Annotated in this window: 27 protein-coding genes; 14 read left to right on the top strand and 13 right to left on the bottom strand. The window is 71.7% G+C overall.

The genetic code is table 11. The annotated features are described in order from the left end of the window. Window positions 1-117 precede the first annotated feature (117 nt). Entirely contained in the window at window positions 118-450 is a 333-nt protein-coding gene (locus QBL21_RS05175) for a hypothetical protein (RefSeq protein WP_407560789.1), read from the bottom strand. 144 nt (window positions 451-594) lie between these two features. Continuing rightward, on the bottom strand, window positions 595-1,284 hold the full coding sequence (locus QBL21_RS05170) for a hemolysin III family protein (protein WP_407560788.1): 690 nt from the start codon (window positions 1,282-1,284) through the stop codon (window positions 595-597). Between the two features lie 241 nt (window positions 1,285-1,525). On the opposite strand from QBL21_RS05170, the gene QBL21_RS05165 reads away from it, so the two are divergent. Further along, the gene (locus QBL21_RS05165; protein WP_407560787.1) at window positions 1,526-3,334 is read left to right on the top strand and encodes a phosphoenolpyruvate carboxykinase (GTP); all 1,809 of its coding nucleotides are present in this window, start codon (window positions 1,526-1,528) and stop codon (window positions 3,332-3,334) included. 233 nt (window positions 3,335-3,567) lie between these two features. Then, complete coding sequence (locus QBL21_RS05160; protein ID WP_407560786.1) at window positions 3,568-6,912, top strand: tetratricopeptide repeat protein; 3,345 nt, start codon at window positions 3,568-3,570, stop codon at window positions 6,910-6,912. 69 nt (window positions 6,913-6,981) lie between these two features. Here the strand turns inward: QBL21_RS05160 and QBL21_RS05155 are convergent, their stop codons facing one another. Next, a complete protein-coding gene (locus QBL21_RS05155; RefSeq protein ID WP_407560785.1) occupies window positions 6,982-7,392 on the bottom strand; it encodes a hypothetical protein in 411 nt (136 codons plus the stop codon). A 4-nt stretch (window positions 7,393-7,396) separates the two neighbouring features. Beyond that, complete coding sequence (mca, locus tag QBL21_RS05150) at window positions 7,397-8,269, bottom strand: mycothiol conjugate amidase Mca (RefSeq protein WP_407560784.1); 873 nt, start codon at window positions 8,267-8,269, stop codon at window positions 7,397-7,399. 112 nt (window positions 8,270-8,381) lie between these two features. Between mca and QBL21_RS05145 the strand changes: the two genes are divergently transcribed. Together QBL21_RS05145 and greA are read left to right on the top strand one after the other, a co-directional pair. After that, window positions 8,382-8,792 carry a DUF4307 domain-containing protein gene (locus QBL21_RS05145; RefSeq protein ID WP_407560783.1) on the top strand — a complete coding sequence of 137 codons (411 nt, stop codon included), beginning with the start codon at window positions 8,382-8,384 and terminating at the stop codon, window positions 8,790-8,792. A gap of 146 nt (window positions 8,793-8,938) precedes the next feature. Further along, complete coding sequence (gene greA, locus QBL21_RS05140; protein WP_407560782.1) at window positions 8,939-9,436, top strand: transcription elongation factor GreA; 498 nt, start codon at window positions 8,939-8,941, stop codon at window positions 9,434-9,436. Between the two features lie 90 nt (window positions 9,437-9,526). On the opposite strand, the gene QBL21_RS05135 is transcribed toward greA, so the two are convergent. The 3 genes from QBL21_RS05135 to ilvA all read right to left on the bottom strand — a co-directional run bounded on the left by QBL21_RS05135 (window position 9,527) and on the right by ilvA (window position 12,831). Then, a complete protein-coding gene (locus tag QBL21_RS05135) occupies window positions 9,527-10,387 on the bottom strand; it encodes an ABC transporter permease (RefSeq protein ID WP_407560781.1) in 861 nt (286 codons plus the stop codon). Beyond that, on the bottom strand, window positions 10,384-11,400 hold the full coding sequence (locus tag QBL21_RS05130; protein ID WP_407560780.1) for an ATP-binding cassette domain-containing protein: 1,017 nt from the start codon (window positions 11,398-11,400) through the stop codon (window positions 10,384-10,386). Before QBL21_RS05130 ends, QBL21_RS05135 begins: the two co-directional genes overlap by 4 nt. A 207-nt stretch (window positions 11,401-11,607) precedes the next feature. Then, on the bottom strand, window positions 11,608-12,831 hold the full coding sequence (ilvA, locus tag QBL21_RS05125; protein WP_407560779.1) for a threonine ammonia-lyase: 1,224 nt from the start codon (window positions 12,829-12,831) through the stop codon (window positions 11,608-11,610). Window positions 12,832-13,069: 238 nt separating this feature from the next. On the opposite strand from ilvA, the gene QBL21_RS05120 reads away from it, so the two are divergent. The 3 genes from QBL21_RS05120 to QBL21_RS05110 all read left to right on the top strand — a co-directional run bounded on the left by QBL21_RS05120 (window position 13,070) and on the right by QBL21_RS05110 (window position 14,436). Then, window positions 13,070-13,624 (top strand): MarR family winged helix-turn-helix transcriptional regulator, encoded by a 555-nt coding sequence (locus QBL21_RS05120; protein ID WP_407560778.1) that lies wholly within the window; start codon window positions 13,070-13,072, stop codon window positions 13,622-13,624. Window positions 13,625-13,705: 81 nt separating this feature from the next. Next, window positions 13,706-14,185, top strand: coding sequence for a sigma factor-like helix-turn-helix DNA-binding protein (locus QBL21_RS05115; RefSeq protein ID WP_407560777.1), 480 nt, complete (start codon window positions 13,706-13,708; stop codon window positions 14,183-14,185). Further along, window positions 14,182-14,436 (top strand): hypothetical protein, encoded by a 255-nt coding sequence (locus QBL21_RS05110; protein WP_407560776.1) that lies wholly within the window; start codon window positions 14,182-14,184, stop codon window positions 14,434-14,436. Before QBL21_RS05115 ends, QBL21_RS05110 begins: the two co-directional genes overlap by 4 nt. Before the next feature lie 166 nt (window positions 14,437-14,602). Here QBL21_RS05110 and QBL21_RS05105 read toward each other — a convergent pair whose 3' ends face one another. Then, the gene (locus tag QBL21_RS05105; RefSeq protein ID WP_407560775.1) at window positions 14,603-15,748 is read right to left on the bottom strand and encodes a cystathionine gamma-synthase; all 1,146 of its coding nucleotides are present in this window, start codon (window positions 15,746-15,748) and stop codon (window positions 14,603-14,605) included. A gap of 121 nt (window positions 15,749-15,869) precedes the next feature. Here QBL21_RS05105 and QBL21_RS05100 point away from each other — a divergent pair, with 121 nt between their 5' ends. The 4 genes from QBL21_RS05100 to QBL21_RS05085 all read left to right on the top strand — a co-directional run bounded on the left by QBL21_RS05100 (window position 15,870) and on the right by QBL21_RS05085 (window position 18,456). Beyond that, window positions 15,870-16,961 carry a hypothetical protein gene (locus QBL21_RS05100; RefSeq protein WP_407560774.1) on the top strand — a complete coding sequence of 364 codons (1,092 nt, stop codon included), beginning with the start codon at window positions 15,870-15,872 and terminating at the stop codon, window positions 16,959-16,961. 86 nt (window positions 16,962-17,047) lie between these two features. After that, on the top strand, window positions 17,048-17,740 hold the full coding sequence (gene msrA, locus QBL21_RS05095) for a peptide-methionine (S)-S-oxide reductase MsrA (protein ID WP_407560773.1): 693 nt from the start codon (window positions 17,048-17,050) through the stop codon (window positions 17,738-17,740). Between the two features lie 93 nt (window positions 17,741-17,833). Further along, window positions 17,834-18,187 (top strand): hypothetical protein, encoded by a 354-nt coding sequence (locus tag QBL21_RS05090; protein ID WP_047017739.1) that lies wholly within the window; start codon window positions 17,834-17,836, stop codon window positions 18,185-18,187. Between the two features lie 41 nt (window positions 18,188-18,228). Further along, the gene (locus QBL21_RS05085; protein ID WP_407560772.1) at window positions 18,229-18,456 is read left to right on the top strand and encodes a hypothetical protein; all 228 of its coding nucleotides are present in this window, start codon (window positions 18,229-18,231) and stop codon (window positions 18,454-18,456) included. A gap of 399 nt (window positions 18,457-18,855) precedes the next feature. Here QBL21_RS05085 and QBL21_RS05080 read toward each other — a convergent pair whose 3' ends face one another. After that, window positions 18,856-19,722, bottom strand: a complete 867-nt coding sequence (locus tag QBL21_RS05080; protein WP_407560771.1) for a peptidoglycan DD-metalloendopeptidase family protein — start codon at window positions 19,720-19,722, stop codon at window positions 18,856-18,858. A 252-nt stretch (window positions 19,723-19,974) separates the two neighbouring features. Between QBL21_RS05080 and QBL21_RS05075 the strand changes: the two genes are divergently transcribed. Beyond that, complete coding sequence (locus QBL21_RS05075; RefSeq protein WP_407560770.1) at window positions 19,975-21,651, top strand: PP2C family protein-serine/threonine phosphatase; 1,677 nt, start codon at window positions 19,975-19,977, stop codon at window positions 21,649-21,651. Then, complete coding sequence (locus QBL21_RS05070) at window positions 21,648-22,748, top strand: B12-binding domain-containing protein (protein ID WP_407560769.1); 1,101 nt, start codon at window positions 21,648-21,650, stop codon at window positions 22,746-22,748. The genes QBL21_RS05075 and QBL21_RS05070 overlap by 4 nt, the downstream gene beginning before the upstream one ends. A 149-nt stretch (window positions 22,749-22,897) precedes the next feature. Here the strand turns inward: QBL21_RS05070 and QBL21_RS05065 are convergent, their stop codons facing one another. From QBL21_RS05065 to QBL21_RS05055, 3 genes are all read right to left on the bottom strand, one after another. Beyond that, window positions 22,898-23,503 carry a lytic polysaccharide monooxygenase gene (locus QBL21_RS05065; protein WP_407566311.1) on the bottom strand — a complete coding sequence of 202 codons (606 nt, stop codon included), beginning with the start codon at window positions 23,501-23,503 and terminating at the stop codon, window positions 22,898-22,900. 117 nt (window positions 23,504-23,620) lie between these two features. Next, window positions 23,621-23,827 carry a hypothetical protein gene (locus QBL21_RS05060; RefSeq protein WP_407560768.1) on the bottom strand — a complete coding sequence of 69 codons (207 nt, stop codon included), beginning with the start codon at window positions 23,825-23,827 and terminating at the stop codon, window positions 23,621-23,623. Between the two features lie 49 nt (window positions 23,828-23,876). Further along, window positions 23,877-24,404 (bottom strand): hypothetical protein, encoded by a 528-nt coding sequence (locus tag QBL21_RS05055; protein WP_407560767.1) that lies wholly within the window; start codon window positions 24,402-24,404, stop codon window positions 23,877-23,879. 173 nt (window positions 24,405-24,577) lie between these two features. Between QBL21_RS05055 and QBL21_RS05050 the strand changes: the two genes are divergently transcribed. After that, a complete protein-coding gene (locus QBL21_RS05050) occupies window positions 24,578-25,774 on the top strand; it encodes an HNH endonuclease (RefSeq protein ID WP_407560766.1) in 1,197 nt (398 codons plus the stop codon). Here QBL21_RS05050 and gap read toward each other — a convergent pair whose 3' ends face one another. Then, on the bottom strand, window positions 25,775-26,773 hold the full coding sequence (gene gap, locus QBL21_RS05045) for a type I glyceraldehyde-3-phosphate dehydrogenase (protein ID WP_407560765.1): 999 nt from the start codon (window positions 26,771-26,773) through the stop codon (window positions 25,775-25,777). Window positions 26,774-26,878 lie beyond the last annotated feature (105 nt).

Below are 26,878 nucleotides of genomic sequence, written 5' to 3'. Positions count from 1 at the left end.
GAAACAGCAGAAGTCCGGCCCGCACGCCATGACACATGGCGTGCGGGCCGGACCCCGGGAATCCGTGGAGAGTGCCTCCGCGTGGTGCCGCGAGCGCCCTGCCGCGGCGGTCCGGGCTTAGCGCCCGATGACGATCGCCTCACGGTCGTAGCTCTGGAGCGGGCCGAAGTGAATCGACGTGGAGGGGCTGATCTCGGTGTACTGGTTGCCCGAGACGCGGTTGTTGATGTTGTTCTCGACCTCGACCTCGACCTCGACCTCGGTGTTGTTCCAGGTCTTCTGGATCTCGTTGTTGATCTTCTTGCTGATCTCCTGGTTGTACCACTTGGAGCAGCACTGCTTGTCGTGCTTCGGGTGCCCGGTGGCCTGGGCCGAAGCCGCGCCGACACCGGCGAGACCGATCACGAGGGCACCGGTGGCGAGGGAGCGGGCGAGCGTACGGATGCGCATCTTCTGCCTCCACGAGGAGCGGGGGATGGTAGTACGCACCGATAACATCATCCCTGCGGCTTCTGCCCGGGGAAGTACAGGAGCCGACACGTACGGATCACCCGGACAGTCGGACACCCGGATGCCGCACGCGCCCCGTAGGGCTTACGCGTGGCGGTACGCCACGAGCGAGATCCCCACGTAGTGGACGGCGAACGCCGCCAGCGTGAACGAGTGGAAGACCTCGTGGAAGCCGAACCAACGCGGCGACGGGTTCGGCCGCTTGATCCCGTAGACCACACCGCCCGCGCTGTACAGCACGCCGCCGACGACCACCAGCACGAGCACCGCGATGCCGCCCGCGCGCATGAAGTCCGGCAGGAAGAACACCGCCGCCCAGCCCATCGCGATGTAGCACGGCGTGTACAGCCACCGCGGCGCACCGACCCAGACCACGCGGAACGCGATCCCGGCGAGCGCCGCCGCCCAGATGAACCAGAGCAGCGCCTGCTGCCTTCCGCCCTCCAGCAGCAGGATCGTGAACGGCGTGTACGTGCCGGCGATGATCAGGAAGATGTTGGCGTGGTCGAGCCGGCGCAGCACGGCCGTGCCCCGCGGGCCCCAGTCGCCCCGGTGGTACAGCGCGCTGACGCCGAAGAGGAGGCAGGCCGTCAACGTGTAGACCGCGCAGGCCAGCCGGCCGCGCGGGCTCTCCGCCAGCGCCGTCAGCAGCACGCCCGCGAACAGCGCCGCCGGGAACATCACCGCATGCAACCAGCCGCGCAGCCGCGGCTTGAGGACGGCGGCCGCGGCACTGGCGACCCGCTGCAACTCTCCCTCACCCGTCGCACTCATGCGCCCATGCTACCTACGCCTCCGTAGGTCCGCCGCGGAGTGGCGCTGTTCACGCGGGAGCCGGCTGGACATGACGTCTGAGCTACCTCATCATCAAACGAGCGCACACCCGACACCGGACGGGCTCATATGAGCGGCCACCGGGTCGGCGCCCCCAAGGGGTAACGGTCTTGAAAACCAGATAGATGTGACATCACAGAAGAAACGCCCAAACCCTCGACATCTGGAGCATGCGGTACTCATGACCACCCCGACCAAGCACGAAGGGCTCCTCTCCTGGGTCCAGGAGATCGCCGACCTCACCCAGCCCGACGAGATCGTGTGGTGTGACGGCTCCCAGGCGGAGTACGACCGCCTGTGCGCCGAGCTCGTCGCCAAGGGCACCTTCACGAAGCTGGACCCCGTCAAGCGCCCCGGCTCGTACTACGCCGCGTCCGACCCGACCGACGTCGCGCGGGTCGAGGACCGTACGTTCATCTGCTCCGAGCAGGAGCAGGACGCCGGGCCGACGAACCACTGGATGGACCCCGCCGAGATGCGCGAGGTCTTCACCGGCACCTCCGGCAAGGGCGGCCTCTTCCGCGGCGCCATGCGCGGTCGCACCATGTACGTCGTCCCCTTCTGCATGGGCCCGCTGGGCTCCCCGCTCTCCGCCCTCGGCGTCGAGATCACCGACTCCGCGTACGTCGCCACCGCCATGCGCACCATGACCCGCATGGGCCGCCCGGTCCTCGACGAGCTGGGCGACGACGGCTTCTTCGTCAAGGCCGTCCACACCGTCGGCGCGCCCCTGGAGCCCGGAGCGCAGGATGTGCCGTGGCCGTGCAGCTCGACGAAGTACATCTCCCACTTCCCCGAGACCCGCGAGATCTGGTCGTACGGATCCGGCTACGGCGGCAACGCCCTGCTGGGCAAGAAGTGCTACGCCCTGCGCATCGCCTCCGTCATGGCGCGCGACGAGGGCTGGCTCGCCGAGCACATGCTCGTGCTCAAGCTCACGCCGCCGCGCGGTGAGTCCAAGTACGTCGCCGCCGCGTTCCCGTCCGCCTGCGGCAAGACCAACCTCGCCATGCTGGAGCCGACCACCCGCGGCTGGACCGTGGAGACCATCGGCGACGACATCGCCTGGATGCGCTTCGGCGAGGACGGCCGGCTGTACGCGATCAACCCCGAGGCCGGCTTCTTCGGCGTCGCGCCCGGCACCGGCGAGCACACCAACGCCAACGCGATGAAGACCCTGTGGGGCAACTCCGTCTTCACCAACGTCGCCCTCACCGACGACGGCGACGTGTGGTGGGAGGGCATGACCGCGGAGCCCCCGGCGCACGTCACCGACTGGCTCGGCAACGACTGGACCCCGCAGTCCGGCACGCCCGCCGCGCACCCGAACGCCCGCTTCACCGTGCCGGCCGCGCAGTGCCCGACGATCGCGCCGGAGTGGGAGGACCCCAGGGGCGTGCCCATCTCGGCCATCCTCTTCGGCGGTCGCCGCGCCACCGCCGTGCCGCTGGTGACGGAGTCGTTCGACTGGCAGCACGGCGTCTTCCTCGGCGCCAACGTCGCCTCCGAGAAGACCGCCGCCGCCGAGGGCAAGGTCGGCGAGCTGCGCCGCGACCCCTTCGCGATGCTGCCTTTCTGCGGCTACAACATGGGCGACTACTTCGGCCACTGGCTGAAGGTCGGCGCCTCCGCGGACGCCGCGAAGCTCCCGAAGATCTACTACGTCAACTGGTTCCGCAAGGACGCCGACGGGTCGTTCGTCTGGCCCGGGTTCGGTGAGAACAGCCGCGTGCTGAAGTGGATCGTCCAACGGCTCAACGGCGAGGCCGAGGGCGTCGAGAGCCCGATCGGGGTGCTGCCCGCAAAGGGCGCACTGGACATCGACGGGCTCGAACTCACCGACGACCAGCTCGACTTCCTGCTCTCCGTGGACCCCGAGGTATGGCGCGAGGAGGCCGCGCTGATCCCCGCGCACCTCGACACCTTCGGCGACCACACTCCCAAGGAGCTGTGGGAGGAGTACCACGCCCTGGTCAACCGCCTGGGCTGACTCGGTACGCCTCCGGCAGGAACCGGCGGGTACGACAACGGCGTCGTACCCGCCGGACGCGTTTTTCCCGGCACCGAAATTCTGCTCAAGGACCGGATGCCCGGTGTTATCAGCTCTTCATTCACCGCGTCATCCGGCCGAGTTATCCACAGGGGGATGCCGAATACCCGGGAAACGCGGAAGACTTGGCGGTGCAACTGCACCAGCGGGCGACGGGTATGGGAGGGGAGCACATGCCGGGCACAGCGTCCCGACTGCGCGACAAGCATCGGGGGGAGGCGGAGCTTCTTCTCACCCGCGCGGTCGAAGAGGAAGTGCGCCGCTCCGGTGGCCGGACCGACGGCGTGGTGCTGCTCGGCCGGGCGCGGGCGGCGCTGGACGACATGGCCGCACGCGCCGCCGAGGAGTACGGGGCGTACGTGCGCGCGCTGGACGAGTCCGCCGCGGGCCGGCATTCGTTCGCCGAGCGCTTCTCCCCGCAGTCGGTCGGGCCCGCGGTGACCGCGACCCTCACCGCCGCCGCCGTCGCCCTGCTCGTCTCCGCCGAGGAGGGCCTGGGCTCCACGGCCGCGTTCTGGACCGGGCTGGCCACCTGCCTCGCCGGGCTCGTCGCGGGCCTGGTGCAGATCGGCCTGGCCCACTGGCTCTCGGGCAACACGCGCTCGGGCGCCGCCCGGCAGCCCGGCGGCCCCGAGCAGCTCCGGCTCCAGTGGCTGACGGCGCTGGAACTGCGCGGCGTGCGGCCCTTCTTCGACGAGCAGCGGATGATCTCGGCCCGCGTCCGCCCGCCCGCCCGCTCCGAGTCGGCCGGCGACCGCCAGGGGCAGAGCACGGCCGCCGGCGGGGGTACGGACCGCGAGCCCCAGTTGCGCCGGAACCGCAGCCAGGAGGCGCGGCAGCGGGCCACGCTGGAGCAGTCCTACCGCCAACTGCCCGCGGCCTCCCGGGTGTACGTGGGCCGCAAGGCCCAGCTCGCCCGGATCGCCGGATGGGTGCAGCAGGGCCGCGCCAGTACGGAGACCAAGCCGACCGTCGTCGTGCTGCACGGCCCGCCGGGCGCCGGGCGCACCACCCTCGCGGTCCGCGCCGCCCACCAACTGCGCGAGCAGTTCCGCGCCGCCGTGGTGGTGGACCTGCGCGGCGAGAGCCTGGACGAGGCCCCGCTGCCCACCCGGGACGCGCTGCTGCACCTGCTCAACCGCCTCGGCGCCCCGCGCGACCAGCTCATGTTCCGCGAGCGCCCGGCGCACGACGCACAGCTCCGCCGCCTCGTCGAGCTGTACCACCAGCATCTGACGTCGCTGCCGGTGTCCATAGTGCTGGACGACGCGGTCGACGCCGAGCAGGTCCGGCTGCTGGTGCCGGAGCGCTCCGAGAGCCTGGTGCTGGTGACCTCGCGGCAGCGGCTGGAGCTGCCCGACGACCTCGACGCCTGGGTGCACCACATGCCGGTCGAGGGCCTGGAGGCGACCGCGGCCGAGGAGCTGCTGCGCGCCATGGTCCAGGGGACGGACACCGCCGAGCGCTCCGCCGAGCCGTACGACGCGCAGTCCACCGACCGCATCGGGGTGCTATGCGGCGGGCTGCCGCTGGCGCTGCGCATCGCCGGGTCGGCGCTCGACGTGCGCAGCCTGGCCGGACTCGCCGAGGCGCTGGACGCCTACGGGCCGGTGGAGCCGGTGGAGCGCGCACTGTGGCTGCGCTACGGCGACCTGACGGAGCCGACCCGGGCGCTGCTGCGCCGGCTGTCGCTGGTCGGCCGCGCGAGCCTGGGCACGGCGGCCTGCGCCGCGCTGCTCGACGTCGGCGAGGAGGAGGCCGGCAAGCGGCTGACGGCCCTGGCCCGCGCCGGGCTGGTGGAGCACGTCCGCAGCTCCCGCTACCGGGTGCACGACCTGGTACGCCGCTTCGCGTACGCCCGGCTGCTCGACGAGGAGAACCCCGAGGTGCGCGCCGCCGCGCACGAGCGGCTGATCCGCAGCTACGCGGAGCTGGCCGACTCGGTGATCCGGCTGGTCGACGGGCGTACGTCTACGCGCGCCGACCGGTTCGGCTCGCACGGCTTCACGTCACTGGACTCCGCGCTGCGCTGGCTCGACGACGAGCAGAGCTTCATCACCGCCGCCCTCCGGCACGCCGAGGGCGTGGAACAGGCCGCGGTGCTGCACCTGCTGGGCGCCCTCGCGGACTACTGCCTGCTCCGCGGCGACCTGTACCGCCTCGGCGAGCTGAACGAGTTGACCAAGGCCGCCGACCAGGGGCTGCTGATGCGGTCGGTCCAGTGGCGTACGGGCGTCGCGGCCCGGCAGCTCGGCGAGCTGGACAAGGCCCGCTCGACGCTGTCCTCCGTGGTCGACCTCTACCGCGAGGCGCAGCACTCCGCCGGCGCCGCCCGCGCCCTGCGCGACCTGGGCATCACGCTCCAGCAGCAGGGCAGCCTGCGGGAGGCGGAGGCGAAGCTGCGCGAGGCCCTCCAGATGCAGCAGGGCGAGAACATGCGCGGCGACCGCGCCTGGACGCTGCACGCGCTGGCGGCCGTGCTGCGCGACCGCGCACAGTTGGGCGACGCGCTGGCGCTGCTGGACCAGGCGCTCACGCTGCACCAGGAGAGCGAGAGCGTGCACGGCCAGGCGTGGGCGCACTTCCAGCTCGGGCAGGTGCGGCTGCGGATCGGAGACGTACCGGGAGCCGAGGAGCAGTTGGAAGAGGCTCTGGAGCAGTACTCGCGCACCCGCGACGGCCGCGGCGAAGCCTGGGCGATGACGCAGCTCGCCCGCGCCCGGCTGGTCGCCGCCGACCCGGCGACGGCGGTGACGCAGCTCAAGGCGGCCCTCGCCCGGCACCGGGAGAACGACGACGCGCGCGGCGAGGCGTGGACGCTGTACTACCTGGGCCAGGCCCAGGAGGGGGCCGGCAAGCGCGAGTCCGCGGTCCGGGCGCTGGAGCGGTCCCGCTCGATGTTCAGCCGCATGCGGGACGTGTACGGGCTGGCCTGCGCGCGGCACCACTCCGCGCGGGTCACCCGCGATCTGCGCGCCGAGCAGACCGGCACCCTGCGCAACAGCGGCTTCGCCCGGCAGTTGCTCCAGGACGCGCGGCAGGACTTCCGCCGGGTGGGCGTGGCCCACGGCGAGGGCTGGTCGTGCATCGAGCTGGCCGTGATCGACGCGGGCAACGGGCGCGCGGGGCAGGCGCTGGAGCTGGTCGACACGGCGATAGACCTGTTCGCCGGCATCGGCGACCGGCGCGGGGCCACCTGGGCCCGGTTCCTGCGCTGCACGCTGCTGCCGTTCGCCTCGCCGGGCGGCTCGGTGGTGGGCGCCGCGGTGGCGCAGCAGGAGCTGTCGGAGCTGCTGGACGAGTTGCGTACGGCGACCGCGACCCGGCGCGGGGTGGTCGACCCGGCGCTGGAGGACTACGCGGAGACGTTCCAGCTCGTGCTGGAGCGGGGCGTGGAGCCGGAGACGGGCTGGCAGGCGTGGCGCCTGGGCATGGTCCCGAGCCGGCACGCCCGCGAGGTCATGGGCGTCCCCCTGAACGGCGCGGCCCCCGCGGGCGACGGCGCCCTGGCGGGCTAGCCGGCGCCGGGGGCGGACCAGGTCCGTACCGGCCGCCGGGCTCGACCGCCCCGCCGGCCCCGCCCGCCGCTACGGGCGGCGGCCGACGGGCTGCCTGTCGCCCTTCGGGCTCTTTGCCGGCGCCGGGGTCCCGGGCGACTCGTCGCGCGGGCTGTCGTCGCGCGGGGTGCCGTCCCGGGGCGCGTCACCGCGCGGGGCGGACCCGCGCGGTGCGTCGCCGCGAGGCGCGTCCGCACGCGGGTCGCCCCCGTCTCCCGGGCCCTCGCCGTCCGGGCGCGTACCGCCCGGACCGGCGTCGCCGCGGTCGGTCTTCTCCTTGAAGTCGACCTGGTTCAGATGCCGGTTCATGCTCTTGAGCAGGAACCACACCGCGACGCCGAGTAGCGCGAAGACGATGAAGCCGAGGACGCCCGGCGTGACCTTGTTCTTGTCGAGCTCGTCGGCGAGCGGGACGAGGTCGGCAGCCAATGTGGTGTTCACACGGTCAATTGTCGCGGATGCCGGCGAAGAGGTCGTCCTCGGGGAGGGATGTATCCACGAGCGACTTCGCCAGCTCGTACTCCTCGGTGGGCCAGACCTCCTGCTGGATCTCCATCGGGACCTTGAACCACGGCCCGTCGGGGTCGATCTGCGTGGCGTGCGCGATCAGCGCCTTGTCGCGGACCGGGAAGAACTCGTCGCACGGCACGTACGTCGTGATCGTGCGCTCCTTGCGCTCGAACTCCTTCCACCGCTCCAGCCACTCCCCGTACGGCGACTCCAGACCGCGCGTGAGCATCGCCTCGTGCAGCGCGACGGTGCGCGGCCGGTTGAAGCCCTGGTTGTAGTAGACCTTCAGCGGCTGCCAGGGCTCGCCCGCGTCCGGATAGCGCGCGGGGTCGCCGGCGGCGTCGAAGGCGGCCATCGTGATCTTGTGGGTCATGATGTGGTCGGGGTGGGGATAGCCGCCGTTCTCGTCGTAGGTCGTGATGACCTGCGGCTTGAACTCGCGGATCAGGCGGACGAGCGCCTCCGCCGCCTCGTCGACCTCCTTCAGGGCGAAGCAGCCGTCGGGCAGCGGCGGCAGCGGGTCCCCCTCCGGCAGCCCGGAGTCGACGAACCCCAGCCACGCCTGCTTCACGCCGAGGATCTCCCGCGCCTCGGCCATCTCCTTGCGCCGCACTTCGTGCATGTTCTTCTCGATGAAGGCGTCGCCCTGAAGCTTCGGGTTCAGGATCGACCCCCGCTCGCCCCCCGTACAGGTGGCGACCAGGACCTCGACGCCCTCCGAGACGTACTTCGCCATGGTGGCCGCACCCTTGCTCGACTCGTCGTCGGGGTGCGCGTGGACGGCCATCAGCCGCAGGTCATCGCTCACAGATTCAATCCTCGGTAACAGGTCGTCTAGGCCGGCTTCTATAGTGACTGAGCGGACTGACATTTCATTCCGCCGTCAGCTGCTGCCAGCCGATCTGCCGGGAGGGACCATCATGGCCGGTGCGCCCCAGACGCTGCCCGAGGGCCGCTACGGCCGCTCGGCGGACGCCCGTGCCGACCGGCGGCTGAAGGTCGTCGGCGCCGTCCTCGGCGCGGCCCTCCTCGGCTTCGTGGCCTGGGGCGCTGTCGACGCGACGGCCGGTTCGCAGGCGTCCGGTGAGCTGATCCGCTTCAAGGTCGTGTCCGACACAGAGGTGCAGGCGCACATCGAGGTCCGCAAGAAGACCGACGTCGACGCCGTGTGCACGCTGCGTTCGCTGGCAGCGGACAAGTCGGAGGCCGGCGTCCGCGACGTGCGCATCGACGAGCCGAAGTCACGCATCGACACCGTGGTGTCGATCCGGACCACCACGCGCGGCGCCAACGCCGAGCTGGTCGGCTGCAAGGCGGCCGACGAGCGATAACAGTCGCCGTCCCGCTGCCGGAATTGTTACGATCGTGGTTTCGCCCCACCCATGAAGGCGCAATTCTTCTGGGTAGGGCGATTGCTGCATCACAGACGCATGAGAAGTTCCCCCAGCACCAGAACCACCACCGACGAGGAGCACCTGTGACCCAGACCAGCGACAACGTCACCTGGCTGACCCAGGCGGCGTATGACCAGCTCAAGGCCGAGCTGGAGCACCTGTCGGGTCCCGCACGCACCGAGATCGCCAAGAAGATCGAGGCGGCTCGCGAGGAGGGTGACCTGCGGGAGAACGGCGGGTATCACGCGGCCAAGGAGGAGCAGGGCAAGCAGGAGCTGCGGGTACGCCAGCTCCAGCAGCTCCTGGAGAACGCGAAGGTCGGCCAGGCGCCGCCGGACGACGGCGTGGTCGAGCCCGGGATGGTCGTCACGATCGCCTTCGACGGCGACGAGAGCGACACCCTCACTTTCCTGATGGCCTCGCGGGAGTACGCGAGCGGGGACGTCGAGACGTACTCGCCGCAGTCGCCGCTGGGCATGGGAGTCAACGGCAAGAAGATCGGCGAGGAAGCGAGCTACGAGTTGCCGAACGGCAACACGGCGATGGTGACGATCCTCGACGCCAAGCCGTACGCTGCCTGATCGCGCGTCTGACGCAGCAGCCCACCGCGAAGCCCCCGGCGGGAACCCAGGTTCCCGGGCCGGGGGCTTCGACGTGCGCCACCGGGCGCGCTAGCCGGCGGAGTTGCGGTACTTGCGCACCGCCAGCGTGCGGAAGATCACGACGATGACGATCGAGTAGATCAGCGAGGCCAGCACCGGGTGCTGCATCGGCCAGGCGTCGGACTGGACGACGCCGGGGTTGCCGAACAGCTCGCGGCACGCCTGCACGGTCGCGCTGAAGGGGTTCCAGTCGGCGATGTGCCGCAGCCAGGGCGTCATGTTGCCCGAGTCCACGAAGGCGTTCGACACGAACGTCACCGGGAACAGCCAGACCAGCCCGCCGGACGTGGCCGCCTCGGGCGTACGCACCGACAGCCCGATGAGTGCGCCGACCCAGGTGAAGGCGTACCCCAGCAGGAGCAGCAGGCCGAACGCCGCCAGCGCCTTCAGTACGCCCTCGTGGAAGCGCCAACTGACCAGCGCGGCGACGATGGCGAGCACCACCAGCGTCAGCGCGGTCTGCACCAGGTCGGCGAGGGTACGGCCGGTGAGCACCGCGCCGCGGGCCATCGGCAGCGACCGGAAGCGGTCGATGAGCCCCTTGTGCATGTCCTCGGCTATGCCGGCACCGGCGCCGGCGGTGGCGAAGGTGACGGTCTGGGCGAAGATGCCGGCCATCAGGAACTCGCGGTAGACCTCGGCGTTCGTGCTGCCGCCGACGTTCATGGAGCCGCCGAACACGTATGAGAAGAGCACCACGAACATGATCGGCTGGATCAGGCCGAAGATCACGACTTCGGGGATCCGGGACATGCGGAGCAGGTTGCGCTTGGCGACGACCAGCGAGTCGCGGACGGACTGGCCGACACCCCCCAGGCCGGGCGGCGCCGCGGGGGCGGGCGTGCGCGCCGGGGCGGTCGAGGCGGTCACTTGGCGGTCTCCTTCACGGCGTCGTCGGCGGCCTTTCCGTCGCCGTCCTTTGCCTTCGCGTTCCCGTCCTCGGTCTCGGCGGCGTGGCCGGTGAGCGAGATGAACACGTCGTCCAGCGTGGGGCGGCGCAGCCCGATGTCGTCGATGGCGATGCCGCGCTCGTCCAGGTCCCGGATGACGTCGGCGAGCAGCCGGGCACCGCCGCTGACGGGCACGGTGAGCTTGCGGGTGTGGTCCGCGACGGTGACCTCGCCCTGGCCGAGGGCGCCGAGGACCTCGCTGGCGGCGAAGATCTCGTCGCGCTGGTGCACGACGACCTCGACGCGCTCGCCGCCGGTCCGGGCCTTCAGCTCGTCGGAGGTGCCGCGCGCGATGACGCGGCCGTGGTCGATGACGCAGATGTCGTGCGCCAGGTGGTCGGCCTCTTCCAGGTACTGCGTGGTGAGCAGCAGCGTCGTGCCGCCCTTGACCAGTTCCTGGATGACGTCCCAGAGCTGCTGCCGGTTGCGCGGGTCGAGGCCGGTGGTCGGCTCGTCCATGAACATCACGGGCGGCTCGACGACGAGCGCGGCGGCCAGGTCGAGCCGCCGGCGCATGCCGCCGGAGTATGTCTTGGCGGTGCGGTCGGCGGCGTCGGCGAGGTTGAACCGCTCCAGCAGCACGCCGGCGCGGGCCTTCGCGTCGCGGGAGCTCAACTGGTAGAGCTGGCCGACCATCTGGAGGTTCTCCCGGCCGGTCAGATACTCGTCGACCGCGGCGAACTGGCCGGACAGGCCGATGGATCTGCGCACCTCGTTGGGTTGCTTGAGCACGTCGAGCCCGGCGACCTCGGCGCGGCCGGAGTCGGGCCGCAGCAGCGTGGTCAGCACGCGCACGGCGGTGGTCTTCCCGGCCCCGTTGGGGCCGAGCAGGCCGAGAACGGAGCCTTCGGGGACGTCGAGATCGACGCCGTCCAGTGCCCGCACATCGCCGAAGTGCTTGACCAGCCCTTCGGCGTGGATGGCGCCTGGCATAGAGATCTCCCCAGGTTGGATGGAAGTCGGTGGTGGGATGGACGTCTGACGGCACTTCTCAACAAATGTCAGACATGAGCGCATGATCGGGCAACAGCAGGAGAATAGAACACGCGATATATCGCGTCAAGTCGCGAGTGGCCGAGCTGGGCGTGACCGAGTCGCGTGCGGTGGGCGAATGGCTGGACCGTGGGAGGGGCGTGCGTGTCAGGAAGACACCGTGTACCCGGCTTTCCGGAGCGCCGCGAGCACTCGTTCACAGTGCTCCCGCCCCTTCGTCTCTAGCTGTAGCTCGACTTCCGCTTCCGTGAGCCCGAGGCGCGGATCGGTCCGCACGTGACTCACGTCGAGGACGTTAGCGTCCGCCTCTGACAACACCCCCAGCAGCGTCGCCAGCACCCCCGGCCGGTCCGTCACGCGCAACCGCAGCGACAGGTACCTCCCCGCCGCCGCCATGCCGTGCCGCAGAATGCGCTGGACGAGCAGCGGATCGACGTTCCCGCCGGAGAGCACCGCCACCACCGGGCCGCCCCCGAAGGCGTCCGGCTCGGACAGCAGCGCTGCGACCGGAGCCGCCCCGGCCGGCTCGACGACCAGCTTCGCCCGCTCAAGGCACAGCAGTACCGCGGCGGACAGCGCGTCCTCGGAGACCGTACGCACTTCGTCCACGTACTCGCCAATGATTTTGAACGGGACGTCGCCCGGCTTGCCCACCTGGATGCCGTCCGCCATCGTCCCGAACGACTCCAGCGCCACCGGCCGCCCCGCCGCGAGCGACGGCGGATACGCCGCCGCGTCCGCCGCCTGCACCCCGATGATCCGCACGTCGGGCCGGACCGCCTTCACCGCCACCGCGATCCCGGCCGCGAGCCCGCCGCCGCCGATGCCCACCACGATCGTCGACACCTCCGGGCACTGCTCCAGCACCTCAAGGCCGACGGTGCCCTGCCCCGCCACCACGTCGGGGTGGTCGAAGGGGTGGATGAGGACGGCGCCGGTCGCCTCGGCGTACGCCTCCGCCGCCTCCAGCGTCTCGTCGACGACCTGCCCGTGCAGCCGCACGTCCGCGCCGTAGTCCAGCGTCGCGGCCACCTTCGGCAGCGGGGCACCGACCGGCATGAAGACCGTCGAGCGCACTCCCAGCAGCGACGCGGCGAGGGCCACGCCCTGCGCGTGGTTGCCGGCGCTGGCGGCGACCACGCCGCGGGCGCGCTGCCCTTCGCCGAGCCCGGCGATGCGCACGTACGCGCCGCGGAGTTTGAAAGAACCGGTGCGCTGAAGGTTCTCGCACTTCAGGTGGACCGGTGCGCCGACCTGCCGGGAGAGGAACCTGCTGCCCTCCAGCGCGGTGACCCGCGCGATGCCGCCGAGGATGGTCTGTGCGTCGCGTACGTCGTCCAGACTGACGGCCCCGGCCGCGGCTGCGCTCATGGCGACAGTCTCGCACGCTGAGACGACGGCAGGTTTTCCACAGGCCGTACGGCACACGGCCGGGCCGCGTAATCTGTGGCCCAGTTCGAATGCGAATGTCCATCCCCTGTCCTACGCACCGATCGCACCCGTATCCGCACCCGTATCCGCAGCTATCCACCCCCAGCTCCCGCAGCCGGGTTCGTGCCGGCCGCCAGATCCGCAGTCAGTGAACGTCCTCACGAAGTGAGCACCGTCCATGCCCTCGCCCCCTTCCCCGACCGACACCCCCGCGGTTCCCGACCTGCTGAACGACCTCCAGCATCAGTTGGCCGTCTTCGCCCGCCGCGCCGAGCAGACGCGCCTCGCCGGCCTCGGGCAGGTGCGCAATTCGATGGACCGCGCCGCCTATCTGCTGCTCAACCGCCTTGAGCAGCACGGCCCCACGGGCGTCAAGGCCCTCGCCGCCGGCATGGGCATCGACTCCTCGACCGTCACCCGGCAAGTTGCGCCGCTCGTCGACGCCGGGCTCGTCAAGCGCGCCACGCACCCCGAGGACGGCCGCGCCGTCGTACTGGAGCTGACGCCGATCGGCAGGGCGCGGCTGCACGAGGTGCAGGGGTCGCGGCGCGAGCTGGTCGCGCAACTGACCTCCGACTGGACGCAGGCGGAGCGGGCCACGTTCTGCACGCTGCTCACGCGGTTCAACACCTCGGTCTCGCAGGCCAACGCCGGGCAGCAGGAGGGCCGGCCGCCCGGCCGGCCGGACAGGGGACAGGACGGCCTGGACGGCCCGGGGGACGGCGGCGACTAGCGACGCCGGTGGTTCCGGAGTATTGACCCCGGCGCCCGCCTGCCGTCCTATTAGACCGAGGGCGGTGAAGGGAGCAGCGCTGTGCGTCAGCGGCGCTCGGCACAACGGCGCCGCCGTGCCCTGGAGTTCGAGACCTTCTGTGCGGGCGCGGCCGGCCGGCTGCTGCATGTCGCCCAACTGCTCACCGCCGAACCGCCGGACGCCGCCCCGCAGGCCGAACGGCTGCTGACCCGGGCCCTGGCCCGTACCTACGCCCGCTGGGACCGGCTGCGCGGCGAGGATCCGTACGAGGCGGCCCGGCAGCAGCTCGTCTCCCGCTTCGCCCAGACCGCCTGGCGCTACCGACGCACCTCCGGCGGCCTGCTCGACCGGCTCTCGCCGCAGGAGCGGCTGGTGCTCGTGCTGCGGATGGCCGAGGGCGTCGCCGAGGAGCAGACCGCCGCCGCACTCGGGCTGCCGCCGGAGCGGGTCCACCAGATCCTCATGCGGGCCAGCGCCGCCATGCTCAGCCGGCGCACGCCGGCCCCGGGACGTACCCGACGGGCGGTGGCGACGCCGTGATCTCCATCACCGCCCGCAAGGAGCAGGCCGTACGCGACCTCCTCGACGGCCCGCACCCCGCCGTGCCGCCGCAGCTCGCCGCCGTGGCCGCCGCGCGCGGCCGGCGGCTGCTGCGCCGCCGGACGCTGCTGCGGTCGGGGGTATGGCTGCTGCTCGTCGCGGCGCTGGTGGCGCTGACGGTGTGGGCGGCGGTGAGCGGCGCGTGGGTGGACCACCCGGCGCGTACGACACCGGACTTCGAAGGCTGGTGAGGAGGCCGCCCAGCGGGGCAGCCTCCTCAAGCGGCGCGTCGGGGGGTCGGGTCGGGTCAGGCGTCTTCGGGGGCGTAGCGGATCACCGGCACGCATCCGCGCCGCCGGCGCGCCCCGCGCCCAACGCAACGCGCCCCCCGGGTGCGCCCTGCGTGCGTCCCGCGTCTCAGGCGCCGAGCGCCTGCGTGAGGTCCGCCAGCAGGTCGTCCACCGACTCGATCCCGACCGACAGCCGCACCAGGTCGTCCGGCACCTCCAGCGGCGACCCCGCCGCCGAGGCGTGCGTCATCCGCCCCGGGTGCTCGATCAGCGACTCGACGCCGCCCAGCGACTCCCCGAGGATGAACAGCCGCGCCCGGTTGCAGACCTCGACCGCCGCCTCCTCGCCGCCCTCGACGCGGAACGACACCATGCCGCCGAAGTCGCGCATCTGCTTCGCGGCCGTCTCGTGCCCGGGGTGATCTTCGAGGCCCGGGTAGTACACGTGCGTCACGCGCGGGTGCCGGTCCAGCATGTGGGCGACGCGCGCCGCGTTGGCGCTGTGCCTGTCCATCCGTACGGCCAGCGTCTTGATGCCGCGCAGCACCAGCCAGGCGTCGAACGGGCCGGCCACCGCGCCCATCGCGTTCTGGTGGAACGCCAGCCGCTCGCCCAGCTCCCGGTCGGCCACGACGAGCGCGCCGCCGATGACGTCCGAGTGCCCGCCCATGTACTTCGTCGTGGAGTGGACGACGACGTCGGCGCCGAGCGCCAGGGGCTGCTGGAGGTAGGGGCTGGCGAAGGTGTTGTCCACGACGAGCAGCGCGCCGGCCTCGTGCGCGACGGCGGCTGAGGCGGCGATGTCGGTGATGCCCAGCAGCGGGTTGCTGGGCGACTCCACCCACACCACCTTCGTACGGTCGGTCAGCGCAGCCCGCACCGCCGCCGGGTCCGAGGTGTGCGCGACCGAGAACTCGACTCCCCAGCGCGCGGCGACCTGCGCGAACAGCCGGAAGGAGCCGCCGTAGGCGTCATCCGGGATGACCACGTGGTCGCCGGGGCCGAGCACGGTGCGCAGCAGGCAGTCCTCGGCGGCCAGGCCGGAGGCGAACGCGAGGCCGCGGGCCCCGCCCTCCAGCGCGGCGAGGTTCTGCTCCAGGGCGGTGCGGGTGGGGTTGGCGGAACGGCTGTACTCGTAGCCTCCGCGCAGGCCCCCCACCCCGTCCTGCTTGTACGTGGACACCTGGTGGATCGGCGGTACGACCGCGCCCGTCGCCGGGTCGGGCTCCTGGCCCGCGTGGATGGCGACGGTCTCGAAGCTGGGCTGGCTCATGCGGCCCGAGGATAAGCCCTGGAGGGGGGCACTTGCGCGCGGCGGTCTGGTTTGCTGGAGGGGAGGACCCGTACGTGTACCGGCCCGCACCGCACCCTCTTTGAGAAGCCAGGACATATTAATGGAACTGTTGTTCGCACTCCTCGCCATCGCGTTGATCGCGTGGGTCGCCGTGCCCATGCTGCGCCGCGCCCGCGGCGGCAGGGAGGTGGTGCAGTCGAACGCCAGGGCCGTGGACCCGGCCGGCGGCTACGGCTTCGTACCCGTGGACGAACTGGACGTGCGCCTCCCCGGCCCCGACCCGCAGCTCGCCGAGGTCCTCCGCGACCTCCAGCAGGACCAGGACTGGCAGGCCGCCTCCCGGCTGCTCGCGCTCACCGACGACGAGTGGGAGCTGCGCTGGCAGCGGGTGCAGACGCTGGCGGGCGCGGCGGCCTTCGAGCTGGCGCAGGCCCCGGGCGAGGGCGGCGCGTGGCTGCGCACGTGGCGGGCGGAGAAGCCCAAGGACGTGGGCGGGGCCGAGGTGCACGCGGAGTTCCTGGTACGGCAGGCGTGGATGGCCGGGTCGGGGGCGGAGGAGTTCCCCGTGATCCTGGAGGAGGCGAAGAAGGTCTGCGCGGAGGCGGCGATGCTGGCGCCGGGCAGCCCCATGCCGTACGTCATCGAGCTGGCCATCGCCCGCGGCGCGCACTACCGCGAGGCGGACTTCGAGGAGCTGTGGCACACGGTCGAGCAGCGCGCGGGCGACCACATGGGCGCGCATCTCGCGGCACTTCAGTACGCGTGCGAGAAGTGGCACGGCTCCCGGGAGGCGGCGTACGACTTCGCGCAGCGCTCGGCCGCCTCGGCGGGGCCGGGGACGCTGCTGCCCGCGCTGCCGCTCTTCGCGGTCTGGGAGCACCTGCCGGAGGCGAACCTGGTGCGCGGGCTGTACGAGGGCGAGGTCGTCCGGCATGCGATCGAGGGCACGCAGTACGCGGTGCACCACGCCCCGGCGGACCACCCGATGCTGCCGCACGTACGGCACCTGCTGGCGTGCTTCCTGGTACGGGCGGAGCGGTACGAGGAGGCGCTGGAGCAGATGCGGCACGTGGACGGGTACGTGGGCGCGCTCCCGTGGTCGCTGAGCGAGCAGCCGGCGGCGGAGTACGCGGCGTACCGGGCGCTGGCGGTGGCGGGCTACGAGGGCGGCAGGGGTGCGGCGTTGAAGTGACGGCGGGAAGCGACAGCGGGAATGTCGGAGCGGCGCGGTACGTTCCTTGAGAGGAGCACCAGCACCGCCAGCGGAGGAGGCCGGAGATGTTCCTGAACCGCCATAAGAACCAGCTCGTCACCAAGGACGAGGCGCTGCCCGGCCGCCCCGCACCCGCGTTCACCGTGCCGGAGCGGCACACGGTGCTGGGCAACCCGCTGGAGGGTCCGTACCCGGAGGGCCTGGAGGTCGCGGACTTCGGGATGGGCTGTTTCTGGGGCGCCGAGCGCATCTTCTGGCAGGCGCCGGGCGTGTGGACCACCCTGGTCGGCTACCAGGGCGGGCACACGGAGCACCCGACGTACGAGGAGGTCTGCTCGGGCCGGACGGGCCACACCGAGGCCGTCCGCGTGGTGTACGACCCGGCGGTCGTGTCGTACGAGGACCTGCTCAAGCTCTTCTGGGAGTCTCACGACCCCACCCAGGGCTTCCGCCAGGGCAACGACATCGGCACGCAGTACCGCTCGGCGATCTACACCCACACCCCCGCCCAGAGCACGGCGGCCGACGCCTCCCGCGCGGCGTACCAGCAGGTCCTGGCCTCGTCCGGCTACGGCGACATCACCACGGAGATCCTCCCGGCGGCCAACCGCCCCTTCCACCCGGCGGAGGGCTACCACCAGCAGTACCTGGACAAGAACCCGGGCGGCTACTGCGGCATCGGCGGCACGGGCGTCAAGCTAAGTGACCAGTCCGACGGCGCCTTCTGCCCCACCGGCATCGCTCCGACGGAGAGCTGAATCGCTTCTCCCTCACTCGTTCGAGCGGCGGGAACGGACTTGCACCCGGTACGCTGCCGCGAGGGATCAGACTCGGGCCCCATGGGAGCAGCAATGACGATCTCAACCGCCGGGCAGCCGCTCATCCCTCAGCCGGCCGCGACGGTGACCACCCTGCGGCAGGCCGTCAGTCAGATTGCGCCTGCCGCGCTGCCGGCCTTCACTCGCGAGCTTGACCAGGCGGCTGACCAGACCCGACAGGGCTCCGAGATGGGTCCGCTCCAGCGGTTCATCGCCCAGTGGGCCGTCTACGTCCACATCCAGCGCCACCCCGACATGGCCGCACAGTTGCGCTACTGGGAGGACACCGCCCAAGGGGACGACAGCGCCCAAGCGCGGCGAGCAGTCTCCGAGATCGGCAAGATCCTGGACGCAGCACACACCGCCCTCGGTATCCCGATCCAGTGAGCGCGGGGTGGCGTTGGGAGTACGACCCGGATCGTGTTCATGTGGCCGATGGCCTCCCCGAGCATGTGGTTGCAGAGGTGGAGCGTTTGGCCGGGGACCTGGTCGAGCTGGCAGGTACAGGAATCGACATCACCGACCTTGGCCATGGTCCCCGGCCCGGCAGCCTGCGCCGGATGGACGCTGCGGGCGAGTGGTTCTACTTCCTGCCGGTGCCGCGCGACCGTTTGATCGCCATTGTTCGTATCGTGCCTCCGTTCGACGCCTTGTAGCTGGAGTTCTGCGACGTTCCCCGTGGTGACACTCCCGAACTCCGGGCCCCGCTCGCATCACCGGCCCCAACGGGTCACATGGCACGGCAGGCTCGGCGGCACGGGCGTGAGCTGCCCGGTCGGCGTCGCCGGCGCGGGGTGATCCCGCCGGGGTGTGCGACGGGTCTGGCGTGGCTCGGTCCCGACGGGCCGGCAGACCGCTGAAACGCTCCTCCCCCCTCGACGAGGCACACGCCGCTCTGGGCCACCCGCCCCGGTGAGGCTCGACTGACGCTGGGAGTACGACCCGGACCACGAGCATGTCGCAGGAGGTATCCCCACCCCCATGGTGGCGGAGATCGACGGGACGCGGTCCCAAGGGGTCACTGGGCACGTCGGGCTTGCGGGGTGGGCTCTGGTTCAGTCCCAGCGGTCTTCGTTGATGAAGCGGCTGAAGCCCCGCCAGGAGTTGGGGCCCATCACGCCGTCGATCGGTCCCGTGTAGCCGTAGGACGCGGCCAGGCGCTGGACCGCGGCCCAGGTGTGGGGGCCGGGGGCGCCGTCGACGGGTCCGGTGTAGCCCCAGCCCCGCATGTTCCTCTGGAGCGCGGCGTAGGTGTGGGTCCCGGGGACACCGTCGATGGGGCCCGTGTAACCGGACTCGATCCGCAGCCAGTTCTGCGTACGCATCCACATGGTGGGGCCGGGGACACCGTCATTCTCCGTCGTCGTCTTCGGCAGCCCACCGCCGCCGCCCACGTAGTCCAGCGGGTTGACCCGGGCGCCGGCCGGGGTGATCAGGTGCCAGTGGACGTGGGGGCCGGTGGAGTTTCCGGAGCCTGGGGCTCCGGCCGCACCGCCGGAGAGTCCGACGACGCCTCCTTTGCCGACCGAGGTGCCGTTGGCGACGCGGAACTGCGACAGGTGCATGTACTGCGTCCGGTACCCGTCACTGTGGGTGATGGTCACGGTGTGCCCGCCGGTGCCGTTGTTCGGAGTGTTCGTGACGACGCCGGCGCCTGCGGCCGGGAGCTGGGTGCCGACGCTCATGGCGTAGTCGATTCCGCCCAGGGAACCCCGGTCGATGTGGTCCTGCCAACCGCCGGTCATCGGGTAGCCGGTGAACGGGTTATAGGTGTCCAGCGCCTGGGCAGGGTTGCCCGAGAGCAGGACACCGCCCGCCGCCAGGCCGAACGTGACGGCTGACCCGCGCAGCAGGGTGCGCCGGTCCAGTCCGGTACGTGACCGGTCCTTCCGGACGCCATCGGGCTCATGGTTTCCGTGCACGTCAACTCCCCTGCCTGCAAGGCGACTTGGTCTCGCGATATCGACGTGGAGCCACGTTACCCTACGCGCGTAGATTTTGATATGTGCATGACATCCATTTCATGAGCACACCCTGGCCTCGGCCCGTCACGACCCCGCCGTGCCACGCATGCCGCGCCGGGCACCGTCACGGTGGTACAAATAGTATAAAAGGGGGGATAACGCGCAGGAGGCTATGGGCGCAGGAGCGGAGCGCGCAGGAGGTGGTGGCCGATGCCGGAGGACGAAGGCGGCACGGGCACGTGGAGCCACACCTCAGCGGAGCTGGGCACCCTGCTGGATCTCGTCGACGAAGCCGTCGTCACCTGCGACCCCGCCGACGGGACGATCCGGGGGTTCAACCGCGCCGCCGCCCGCCTCTTTCCCCGGCTGCGCCCGGGGCAGCCGCTCGCCGCGTCGGCGGCGGCGCCCCTTGCCCGTGCCGCCGCCCGTGGGGCCGGGCGCTTCCGTGCCGCCCACGAGGGCCGCAGGCTCCGCGGGCGTCTGCACACCGTCGGCGGACTCGCGGTGTGGCTGGTCAGCGAGGTCGGCAGCGCGCAAGCGGCCGAGGCGGCGCTCTTCGACGAACGCGACAGGTCGGCCTTCCTGGAGGAGGCCGCCCAGCGCCTGGGCGCCTCGCTCCACCACGGCCGCACCGCCCGTACGCTCGTCGAGATCGTCATCCCGAGGCTGGCGGACGCCTCCGTGGTCGTCCTGCCCGCGAACGGGCGGCGTACGGACTGGCACCGGGCGGGTCCGGGCGACGCCCGCTCCTACGGAGACGTGGTGGTCGAGCGGCTCGAAGGGGTGCCCGAGGTCGCGAACGCGCTGTACGGACTCCAGCCGCGCCCCACCGTCGTCGGCGCCCGGGAGCTGGACGCGCTCGGCAGCCTCATGCCCGAAGAGTTCGTCAAGGGCGGAGATCCGCTCGTGGCCCAGCTCGCCGCAGGCGGCGTGCCGGCAGGTGCGCTGATCATGTGGCGCGGCCCGGAACGTACGCGCTTCGACGACGCGGACATCGAGCTGACGCATCGGTTCGCCGTACGGGCCGGACTCGCGCTGGAGACGGCGGCACTCTATTCGCAGCAGGCCCACACCATCGCAGTCCTCCAGGCCAGCATGGCCCCCGAACCACTGCCCGCCGCCGACGGACTCAGGCTCGGCGCCGCCTACCGGCCGGCCGCCGAGGCGCTGCACATCAGCGGCGACTTCTACCACGTGGCCCCCGCCGCCGGGGGCGGGGTCACGTTCTTCTTCGGCGACGTGTCCGGCAAGGGTGCCGAGGCCGCGGTGCTGGCGGGGCACCTACGGCAGAGCATGCGGACCCTGGCCATGGCCGCGAAGGAGAACGAACCCCTGCGCGACCTGCATCTGCTCAACGACATCGTCCTCAGCGACGGCCACCGCTTCACGACCCTGATCACCGGCTCCGCCTGCCCCCGCGACGACGGCTCGGTGAAGGTGGAGATCGCCGGCGGCGGCCACCTCTCCCCGCTCGCGCTGCGGGGTGACGGAAGGGTGGAGGAGATCCCCTGCGAGGGCACGCTCGTCGGAGCGGTGCCCGATCCCAGTTTCAGCCGTACGGAGTTCCTTCTCGAACCCGGCGAGCTGATCCTTTTCTACAGCGACGGGGTCACCGAAGCGCGCGGTGGCGCGAGCGGGCGGGAGATATACGGCGAGGAACGCCTCGTCGACGCGCTGGCCACCTGCATCGACATGCAGGCGGCGTCGGTCGCCGAGCGGCTGGAGCTGCTCACGACCGAATGGCTTGCCGGCCGCCCGCACGACGACATCTCCATCCTGACGCTTCAGGCACCTCCCCGCCGTGACTCCCCGCCGTGGCTCCTCGCCGCACCGTCGGCCCGGGCGCCGGGCGAGTCCCCGACGGGCGGGGGGGTCGAGAGCCCATGAGCGATTCCGGGATCACCGACGCCGCCCGGGCGGGCTTCGACGCCTGCCTGGCGGATGCGGACGAGGAGGCGGCGGTCGAGCTGGCCACCGGTCTGGTGGCGAGCGGGGTGAGCGCGGAGGACGTGCTGCTCCAACTGGTGGCACCCGCGCAGGTGAGGGTCGGCAAGCGGTGGGAGTCCGGCGAGTGGTCGGTGGCGCAGGAGCACGCGGCCACGCATGTCAGCAGGCGGACCGTGGACGGGATCGCGTCCGCCGCCCGCGAGATCGCCCGCTCGCGCGCCGGGGCCGGTTCGCGGGGCCAGGTGCTGGTGGCGTGCAGCGACGGTGAGTGGCACATTCTCCCCGCCGACATCCTCACCGAGGTGCTGCGGCTGCGCGGCTTCGACGTGCGCTCGCTCGGCGGGTCGGTGTCCCCGCACGGGATCCTCTCGGACGTCCACCAGAACGGCCCCGACGTGGTCGCCGTCTCGTGCACGCTGCCCTGGAACCTTCCGCTCGCGTACCGGCAGATCGAGATCTGCCGGTGGGCCGGCGTTCCCGTCATCACGGGCGGGACGGGGTTCGGCCCCGGGGGCACGTGGGCGTACACGCTGGGGGCGGACATGTACGCGGCCGACGCCCGCGGCGCCGCGGAGACCCTGCTTCGCGGCTGGCCGCCGGTACTGCGCGGGGAGTCGTCGGTCCAGGCGGATGCCGTGGAGGCGTACGCGATGCTCGTCAGGCAACGCCCCGGGCTGCTGGAGCACTTGACCTCCGCGCTGCGTGACGTGTGCCCGAACCTGGGCGGACGCCCGGGGCCGGAACACGGCTCGGGTACGGGCACGGGGGGCACGGGGCACGAGGAGGGCACCGGGTTTCTCGGCCGGTTGCTGGACTCCCTGGCGGCGGCCGTGTTCGTGGACGACGAGCGCGTGTTCACCGGGCACCTCGCTTTCGTACGGACCTACTTCTCCGCCCGCTCGGCGGACTCGCGCTGGCTCCTCGTGATGGTGGACGCGCTGGCGGACCGGCTGAGCGAGTCGCCCCGGGCCCTCGACAAACTCTCGGCGGCGCGGCGGTTCCTCGTGGAGGGGGACGGCTCCCACCGTCCGGGATGAACGAGTCCGCGACCCCGGGGCGCGTCACGCCCCTTCACGGCGCCCGGACGCCGAAAGCTCCGCCGGCCAGGTGAGTCTGGCCGGCGGAGCCCGGTCTGCCCGGTGCCGGGCTCAGGGCACGGGGCTGTGGTGTGCCGTGGCGCTGCGGCTCACCCGAAGTTCACGTCGCTGCACATCAGGTAAGCCTGGTCGAGGTGCGAGGCCTGCCAGATCGTGAAGACGATGTGGTGTCCGGAGTAGCCGGAGGTCTGGACGGGGAACGTGATGTCGGACGCCGGGGGGTAGCTGCCGGTCTCGGTGATGAAGTCGAGGTCGTCCCAGCCGAGGGCCTGGGTCTTGGGGTCGAAGCCCTGCTTGCTCACGTAGACCCGGAAGAAGTCGGCGCCGTGGGACGCCTGGTCGTACAGGTGGATCGAGAAGTTGTCGCTGACGTCGGTGGTCGTCCAGGCGCCGGGGTTGTTGAGGCTCTCGAAGTTCTGGAGGTTGTTGCTACAGAGCTTCCCGTTGGGGATCCGCGCCTCGAACTGACCGCCGAGGCCGTCCTGGAGCATGCTCATCCAGTTCCACATGGTGTTGGGGTTGGCCTGGTAGGCGCGCCAGCACATGGGGTCTTCCTGCTCCATGGCCGGGTTGAGGTGGTCGTCTCCCCACTCTTCCCAGCAGTGGTAGGCGCGGGTTGCCGGGTCGACGACGGTGCCGTGGGCCTGGGCGGTGCCGGTCCAGCCCAGTGCGCTGACGACGACGGCGAGCAGCAGGGTGAGCGCCTGGAGAGGCCGGCGGACAGCGCGCCGGGGGCGGCTGGCGGAGGGGCTTGGCTTGTGCATGGGGGGTCTCCGTTCCGGTTGATGAACACAGATGGGAGCGCTCCCACTCTACACCGCGCCGGTGAAGTGTCCATGCAGAAAGCCGAGTTCCTCGGCGCCCGGCCGACGGGCCCGGTGCGCAGCCGCCCGGGCGGTCGCGTACGCCGAGGTCTGCGCCGGTTCCTGGCGCTCCCGCCGCCGGCGATCGGCGAGCAGCGTCGCCCCCACGCCGATCGCCGCACCGAGCGCCGTGCCTACGGGCGATGTCCACTCCACGACCGACGACCACAGGACCCCCGGCTCCCCGGCCCGGGGCGTCCGCCCCTCACAGGCCCCGCTCCCGGGGGGCGGGGCGGGTGCCGGCTCCGACCGCCTGCTGGATCGTCCGGGCAAGTTCGGCCGCGTCCTCCGTGAAGCCCGTGAGGAGGAGGCGTTTGCCGTCGCGGACCTTGATCCGGCAGTGGACGTCCCAGCCCATCGCGGCGCTGATCGCGTTGTTCTGGCCGCTGTCGGAGACCTTGCGGATGTTCTCCCACGGGATCACCCGGGTTTCGCCGGTCCTGCGGTAGACGAGGCCGCCCTCGCGCACGGTGTAGATCTCGCCGTGCCGGCTGGTGTAGCGCAGGCCGTTGGTGATGCCCGACCACAGGCACAGCAGCGCCACTCCCACCACGAGCCCGGCGAACGTGCCGCTGGTGGATTCCTCGAAGGTCTGGATGACGATCGGGATGGCCACGGCTCCCGCCGCCACCCCGATCACTAACGAGATGACCCCGGTCCGCCCATGGCGGCTCACGTCGGTCTGGTACCGCCGTACGAAACCACCGAGTTCCTGCTCACCCGGCACGATCATGCGCCTCTCCCCCCTTGTGGTGCGCAGCATTGTCACGAGATGCGCGGCGCCCGGCAAGAGCTTCACCGGCCGTCCGCCCCCCACCCGGGACAGACGTCCCGGGACGGGTGGCGGTTGCCGTCCGGGGCGCCGGGTCGGCGGCGTTGTCGGTGGGGCCGCTTATCGTGAGCGGCATGGCGTTGGGTGACGTGGGAAGAGCGGAGATCCTGCGGGCCGTCGGGGAGTTCGACCGGCTCGGGCGCGCGGCGTTTCTGCGGCGGTACGGGTTCCAGGAGTCCCGTAGGTACGTGCTCGTGGTCGACGGGCGGCGGTACGACTCGAAGGCCGTCGTCGGGGCAGCCCACGGGTTCCTGCCCGGGCGGGAGCCGCTCGCCGCTTCGGAGTTCTCCGGTGGGCGGGGGCACGCCGTGAAGCTGCTCGCCGATCTGGGGTTTCAGGTGGTCGAGCAGGGTGCGGTCACCGAGGTGACCGCGGACGGCCTGGTCGAGCGGATCGGCGCGCTGCGTGTTGCTCATGCGCCGACAGGGCCGCTTCTCTATCAGCCGATCACCCTTCTGTGGGCGTTCGGCCGGGCGCTGCGCGGGGAGCCGCGCCTGCTGGCCTGGGACGAGACGAGTGCGGCCCTGGGCGGGTTGCTGGAGCGGCACGGCCGGCGGGGTGAGCGGAGCAGGCCCGACTATCCGGTGCTCGCGCTCTTCCACGCCGGGCTGTGGGCGCTCCACGGCTACGAGGGCACGGTGCCGCCGGCGCACGGGGACGCCGTGCCCCGGCGGTGGTTCGAGGAGCAGCGGCCCGCCGGTGGGCTCGCCGAGCCCGTGCACGAACTCATGCGGACCTCCGGTCCGGCGCGCGTGGCGGCGATACAGGCGATCACGGAGCGGTTCTTCGACGGATTCGACGAGGTACCGCTGCTGACGGACGTCGGCCTCTACGACGAGTCCGTGGCGGCCTCCGCGGGCTCCCCCGTGACCGATCCGGTGTTGCTGGCCGCCCAGTACGAGCGGCTGTGCCACCTGGTGGAGAGCCGGGAGGAATCCCGGCGCGGGCAGCGCCGGGAGACCGTCTCCCGGGACCCCATCCGGTCGGGATCGGCCCGGGAAGCGGTGATCGCCCGGAGCCGGAGGCGGTGTGAGAACCCGGGCTGCGGCGGGCAGCCCGACGACGTGACGGACAGCGGCGCGCCGATCCTCGAGGTCGACCACGTCGTGGGGCTTGCCGACGACGGCCCCGACCATCCACGTCAGATGATCGCCCTGTGCCCCAACTGCCACGCCGTCAAGACCCGTGGCCGGACCAGACATGAGCTGCGCGACATCCTCATCGAGGTGGCGGCCGAGCGGCACGAGCGGATGGGCGGGCCGCCGCCGTAGTCAGGTGGTGGTGAGGAGTTCCAGGGTGTCGATCACTCGGTGGGAGAAGCCCCACTCGTTGTCGTACCAGGCGACCACCTTGATGTGGCGGCCGTCGACGCGGGTGAGGGCCGAGTCGAAGATGGCCGAGGCCGGGTTGCCGGTGATGTCGGCGGAGACGAGGGGGTCCTCGGAGTATTCGAGGACGCCGGCGAGGCGGCCTTCGGCCGCCGTGCGGTAGGCGTCGAGGACGGCTTCGCGGGTCACGTCGCGGGCGACCGTGGTGTTGAGTTCGACGATCGAGCCGACCGGGACCGGGACGCGGATCGAGTCGCCGGACAGCTTGCCGTCCAGGCCCGGGAGTACGAGGCCGATGGCCTTGGCCGCGCCCGTCGTGGTGGGGACGATGTTGACGGCGGCGGCGCGGGCGCGGCGGGCGTCGCGGTGCGGGCCGTCCTGGAGGTTCTGCTCCTGGGTGTAGGCGTGCACCGTGGTCATGAAGCCGTGCTCAATGCCGGCGAGTTCGTCCAGTACGGCGGCCAGCGGCGCGAGCGCGTTGGTGGTGCAGGAGGCGTTCGAGACGATGGTGTGGGCCTGCGGGTCGTACGCCTCGGTGTTCACCCCGGGCGCGAGGGTGACGTCCGCGCCGGCGGAGGGGGCGCTGACGAGGACCTTGCGCGCGCCCGCGTCGAGGTGCGCGCGGGCGGCGGTCGCCGCGGTGAAGCGGCCGGTGGCTTCGAGGACGACGTCGACGCCGAGTTCCGCCCACGGCAGCTTCGCCGGCTCCCGCTCGGCGAGCACCTTGATGCGGCGGCCGTCCACGACGAGGGTGTCGCCGTCGGCGGTGACCGGGCGGCCGAGGCGGCCGGCGGTGGTGTCGTAGGCGAGGAGCCGCGCGAGGGTGGCGGGCTCGGCGAGGTCGTTGACGGCGACGACGTCGAGGCTGCTGTCGCGTTCCAGCAGCGCGCGCAGCACGTTGCGGCCGATGCGGCCGAATCCGTTGATGGCGATGCGGGTCATGGGGCGTCCTGCCTTCCGGTTTCGACGGCTCTCCAGCGCTCTTCCCACGCTTCACCAGTAGGTTCGCCCGCCCTGCCCGGTCGTGACAGCGGCGTGGGTGCCATC

Source organism: Streptomyces sp. 184, assembly GCF_045781775.1.
Classification (GTDB): domain Bacteria; phylum Actinomycetota; class Actinomycetes; order Streptomycetales; family Streptomycetaceae; genus Streptomyces.
The sequence above is the reverse complement of the archived record's forward strand: the minus strand, read 5'-3'. Positions and strand labels throughout refer to the sequence as shown.

Coding starts and splice junctions, on each gene's coding strand:
- QBL21_RS05100 (WP_407560774.1), top strand. CDS start 15,870: ATGGAACTGTTGTTCGCACTCCTCGCCATCGCGTTGATCGCGTGGGTC.
- QBL21_RS05070 (WP_407560769.1), top strand. CDS start 21,648: ATGAGCGATTCCGGGATCACCGACGCCGCCCGGGCGGGCTTCGACGCC.
- QBL21_RS05165 (WP_407560787.1), top strand. CDS start 1,526: ATGACCACCCCGACCAAGCACGAAGGGCTCCTCTCCTGGGTCCAGGAG.
- QBL21_RS05105 (WP_407560775.1), bottom strand. CDS start 15,748: ATGAGCCAGCCCAGCTTCGAGACCGTCGCCATCCACGCGGGCCAGGAG.
- QBL21_RS05120 (WP_407560778.1), top strand. CDS start 13,070: ATGCCCTCGCCCCCTTCCCCGACCGACACCCCCGCGGTTCCCGACCTG.
- QBL21_RS05170 (WP_407560788.1), bottom strand. CDS start 1,284: ATGAGTGCGACGGGTGAGGGAGAGTTGCAGCGGGTCGCCAGTGCCGCG.
- QBL21_RS05075 (WP_407560770.1), top strand. CDS start 19,975: ATGCCGGAGGACGAAGGCGGCACGGGCACGTGGAGCCACACCTCAGCG.
- msrA (WP_407560773.1), top strand. CDS start 17,048: ATGTTCCTGAACCGCCATAAGAACCAGCTCGTCACCAAGGACGAGGCG.
- ilvA (WP_407560779.1), bottom strand. CDS start 12,831: ATGAGCGCAGCCGCGGCCGGGGCCGTCAGTCTGGACGACGTACGCGAC.
- gap (WP_407560765.1), bottom strand. CDS start 26,773: ATGACCCGCATCGCCATCAACGGATTCGGCCGCATCGGCCGCAACGTG.
- QBL21_RS05055 (WP_407560767.1), bottom strand. CDS start 24,404: ATGATCGTGCCGGGTGAGCAGGAACTCGGTGGTTTCGTACGGCGGTAC.
- QBL21_RS05050 (WP_407560766.1), top strand. CDS start 24,578: ATGGCGTTGGGTGACGTGGGAAGAGCGGAGATCCTGCGGGCCGTCGGG.
- QBL21_RS05090 (WP_047017739.1), top strand. CDS start 17,834: ATGACGATCTCAACCGCCGGGCAGCCGCTCATCCCTCAGCCGGCCGCG.
- QBL21_RS05145 (WP_407560783.1), top strand. CDS start 8,382: ATGGCCGGTGCGCCCCAGACGCTGCCCGAGGGCCGCTACGGCCGCTCG.
- QBL21_RS05130 (WP_407560780.1), bottom strand. CDS start 11,400: ATGCCAGGCGCCATCCACGCCGAAGGGCTGGTCAAGCACTTCGGCGAT.
- QBL21_RS05160 (WP_407560786.1), top strand. CDS start 3,568: ATGCCGGGCACAGCGTCCCGACTGCGCGACAAGCATCGGGGGGAGGCG.
- QBL21_RS05175 (WP_407560789.1), bottom strand. CDS start 450: ATGCGCATCCGTACGCTCGCCCGCTCCCTCGCCACCGGTGCCCTCGTG.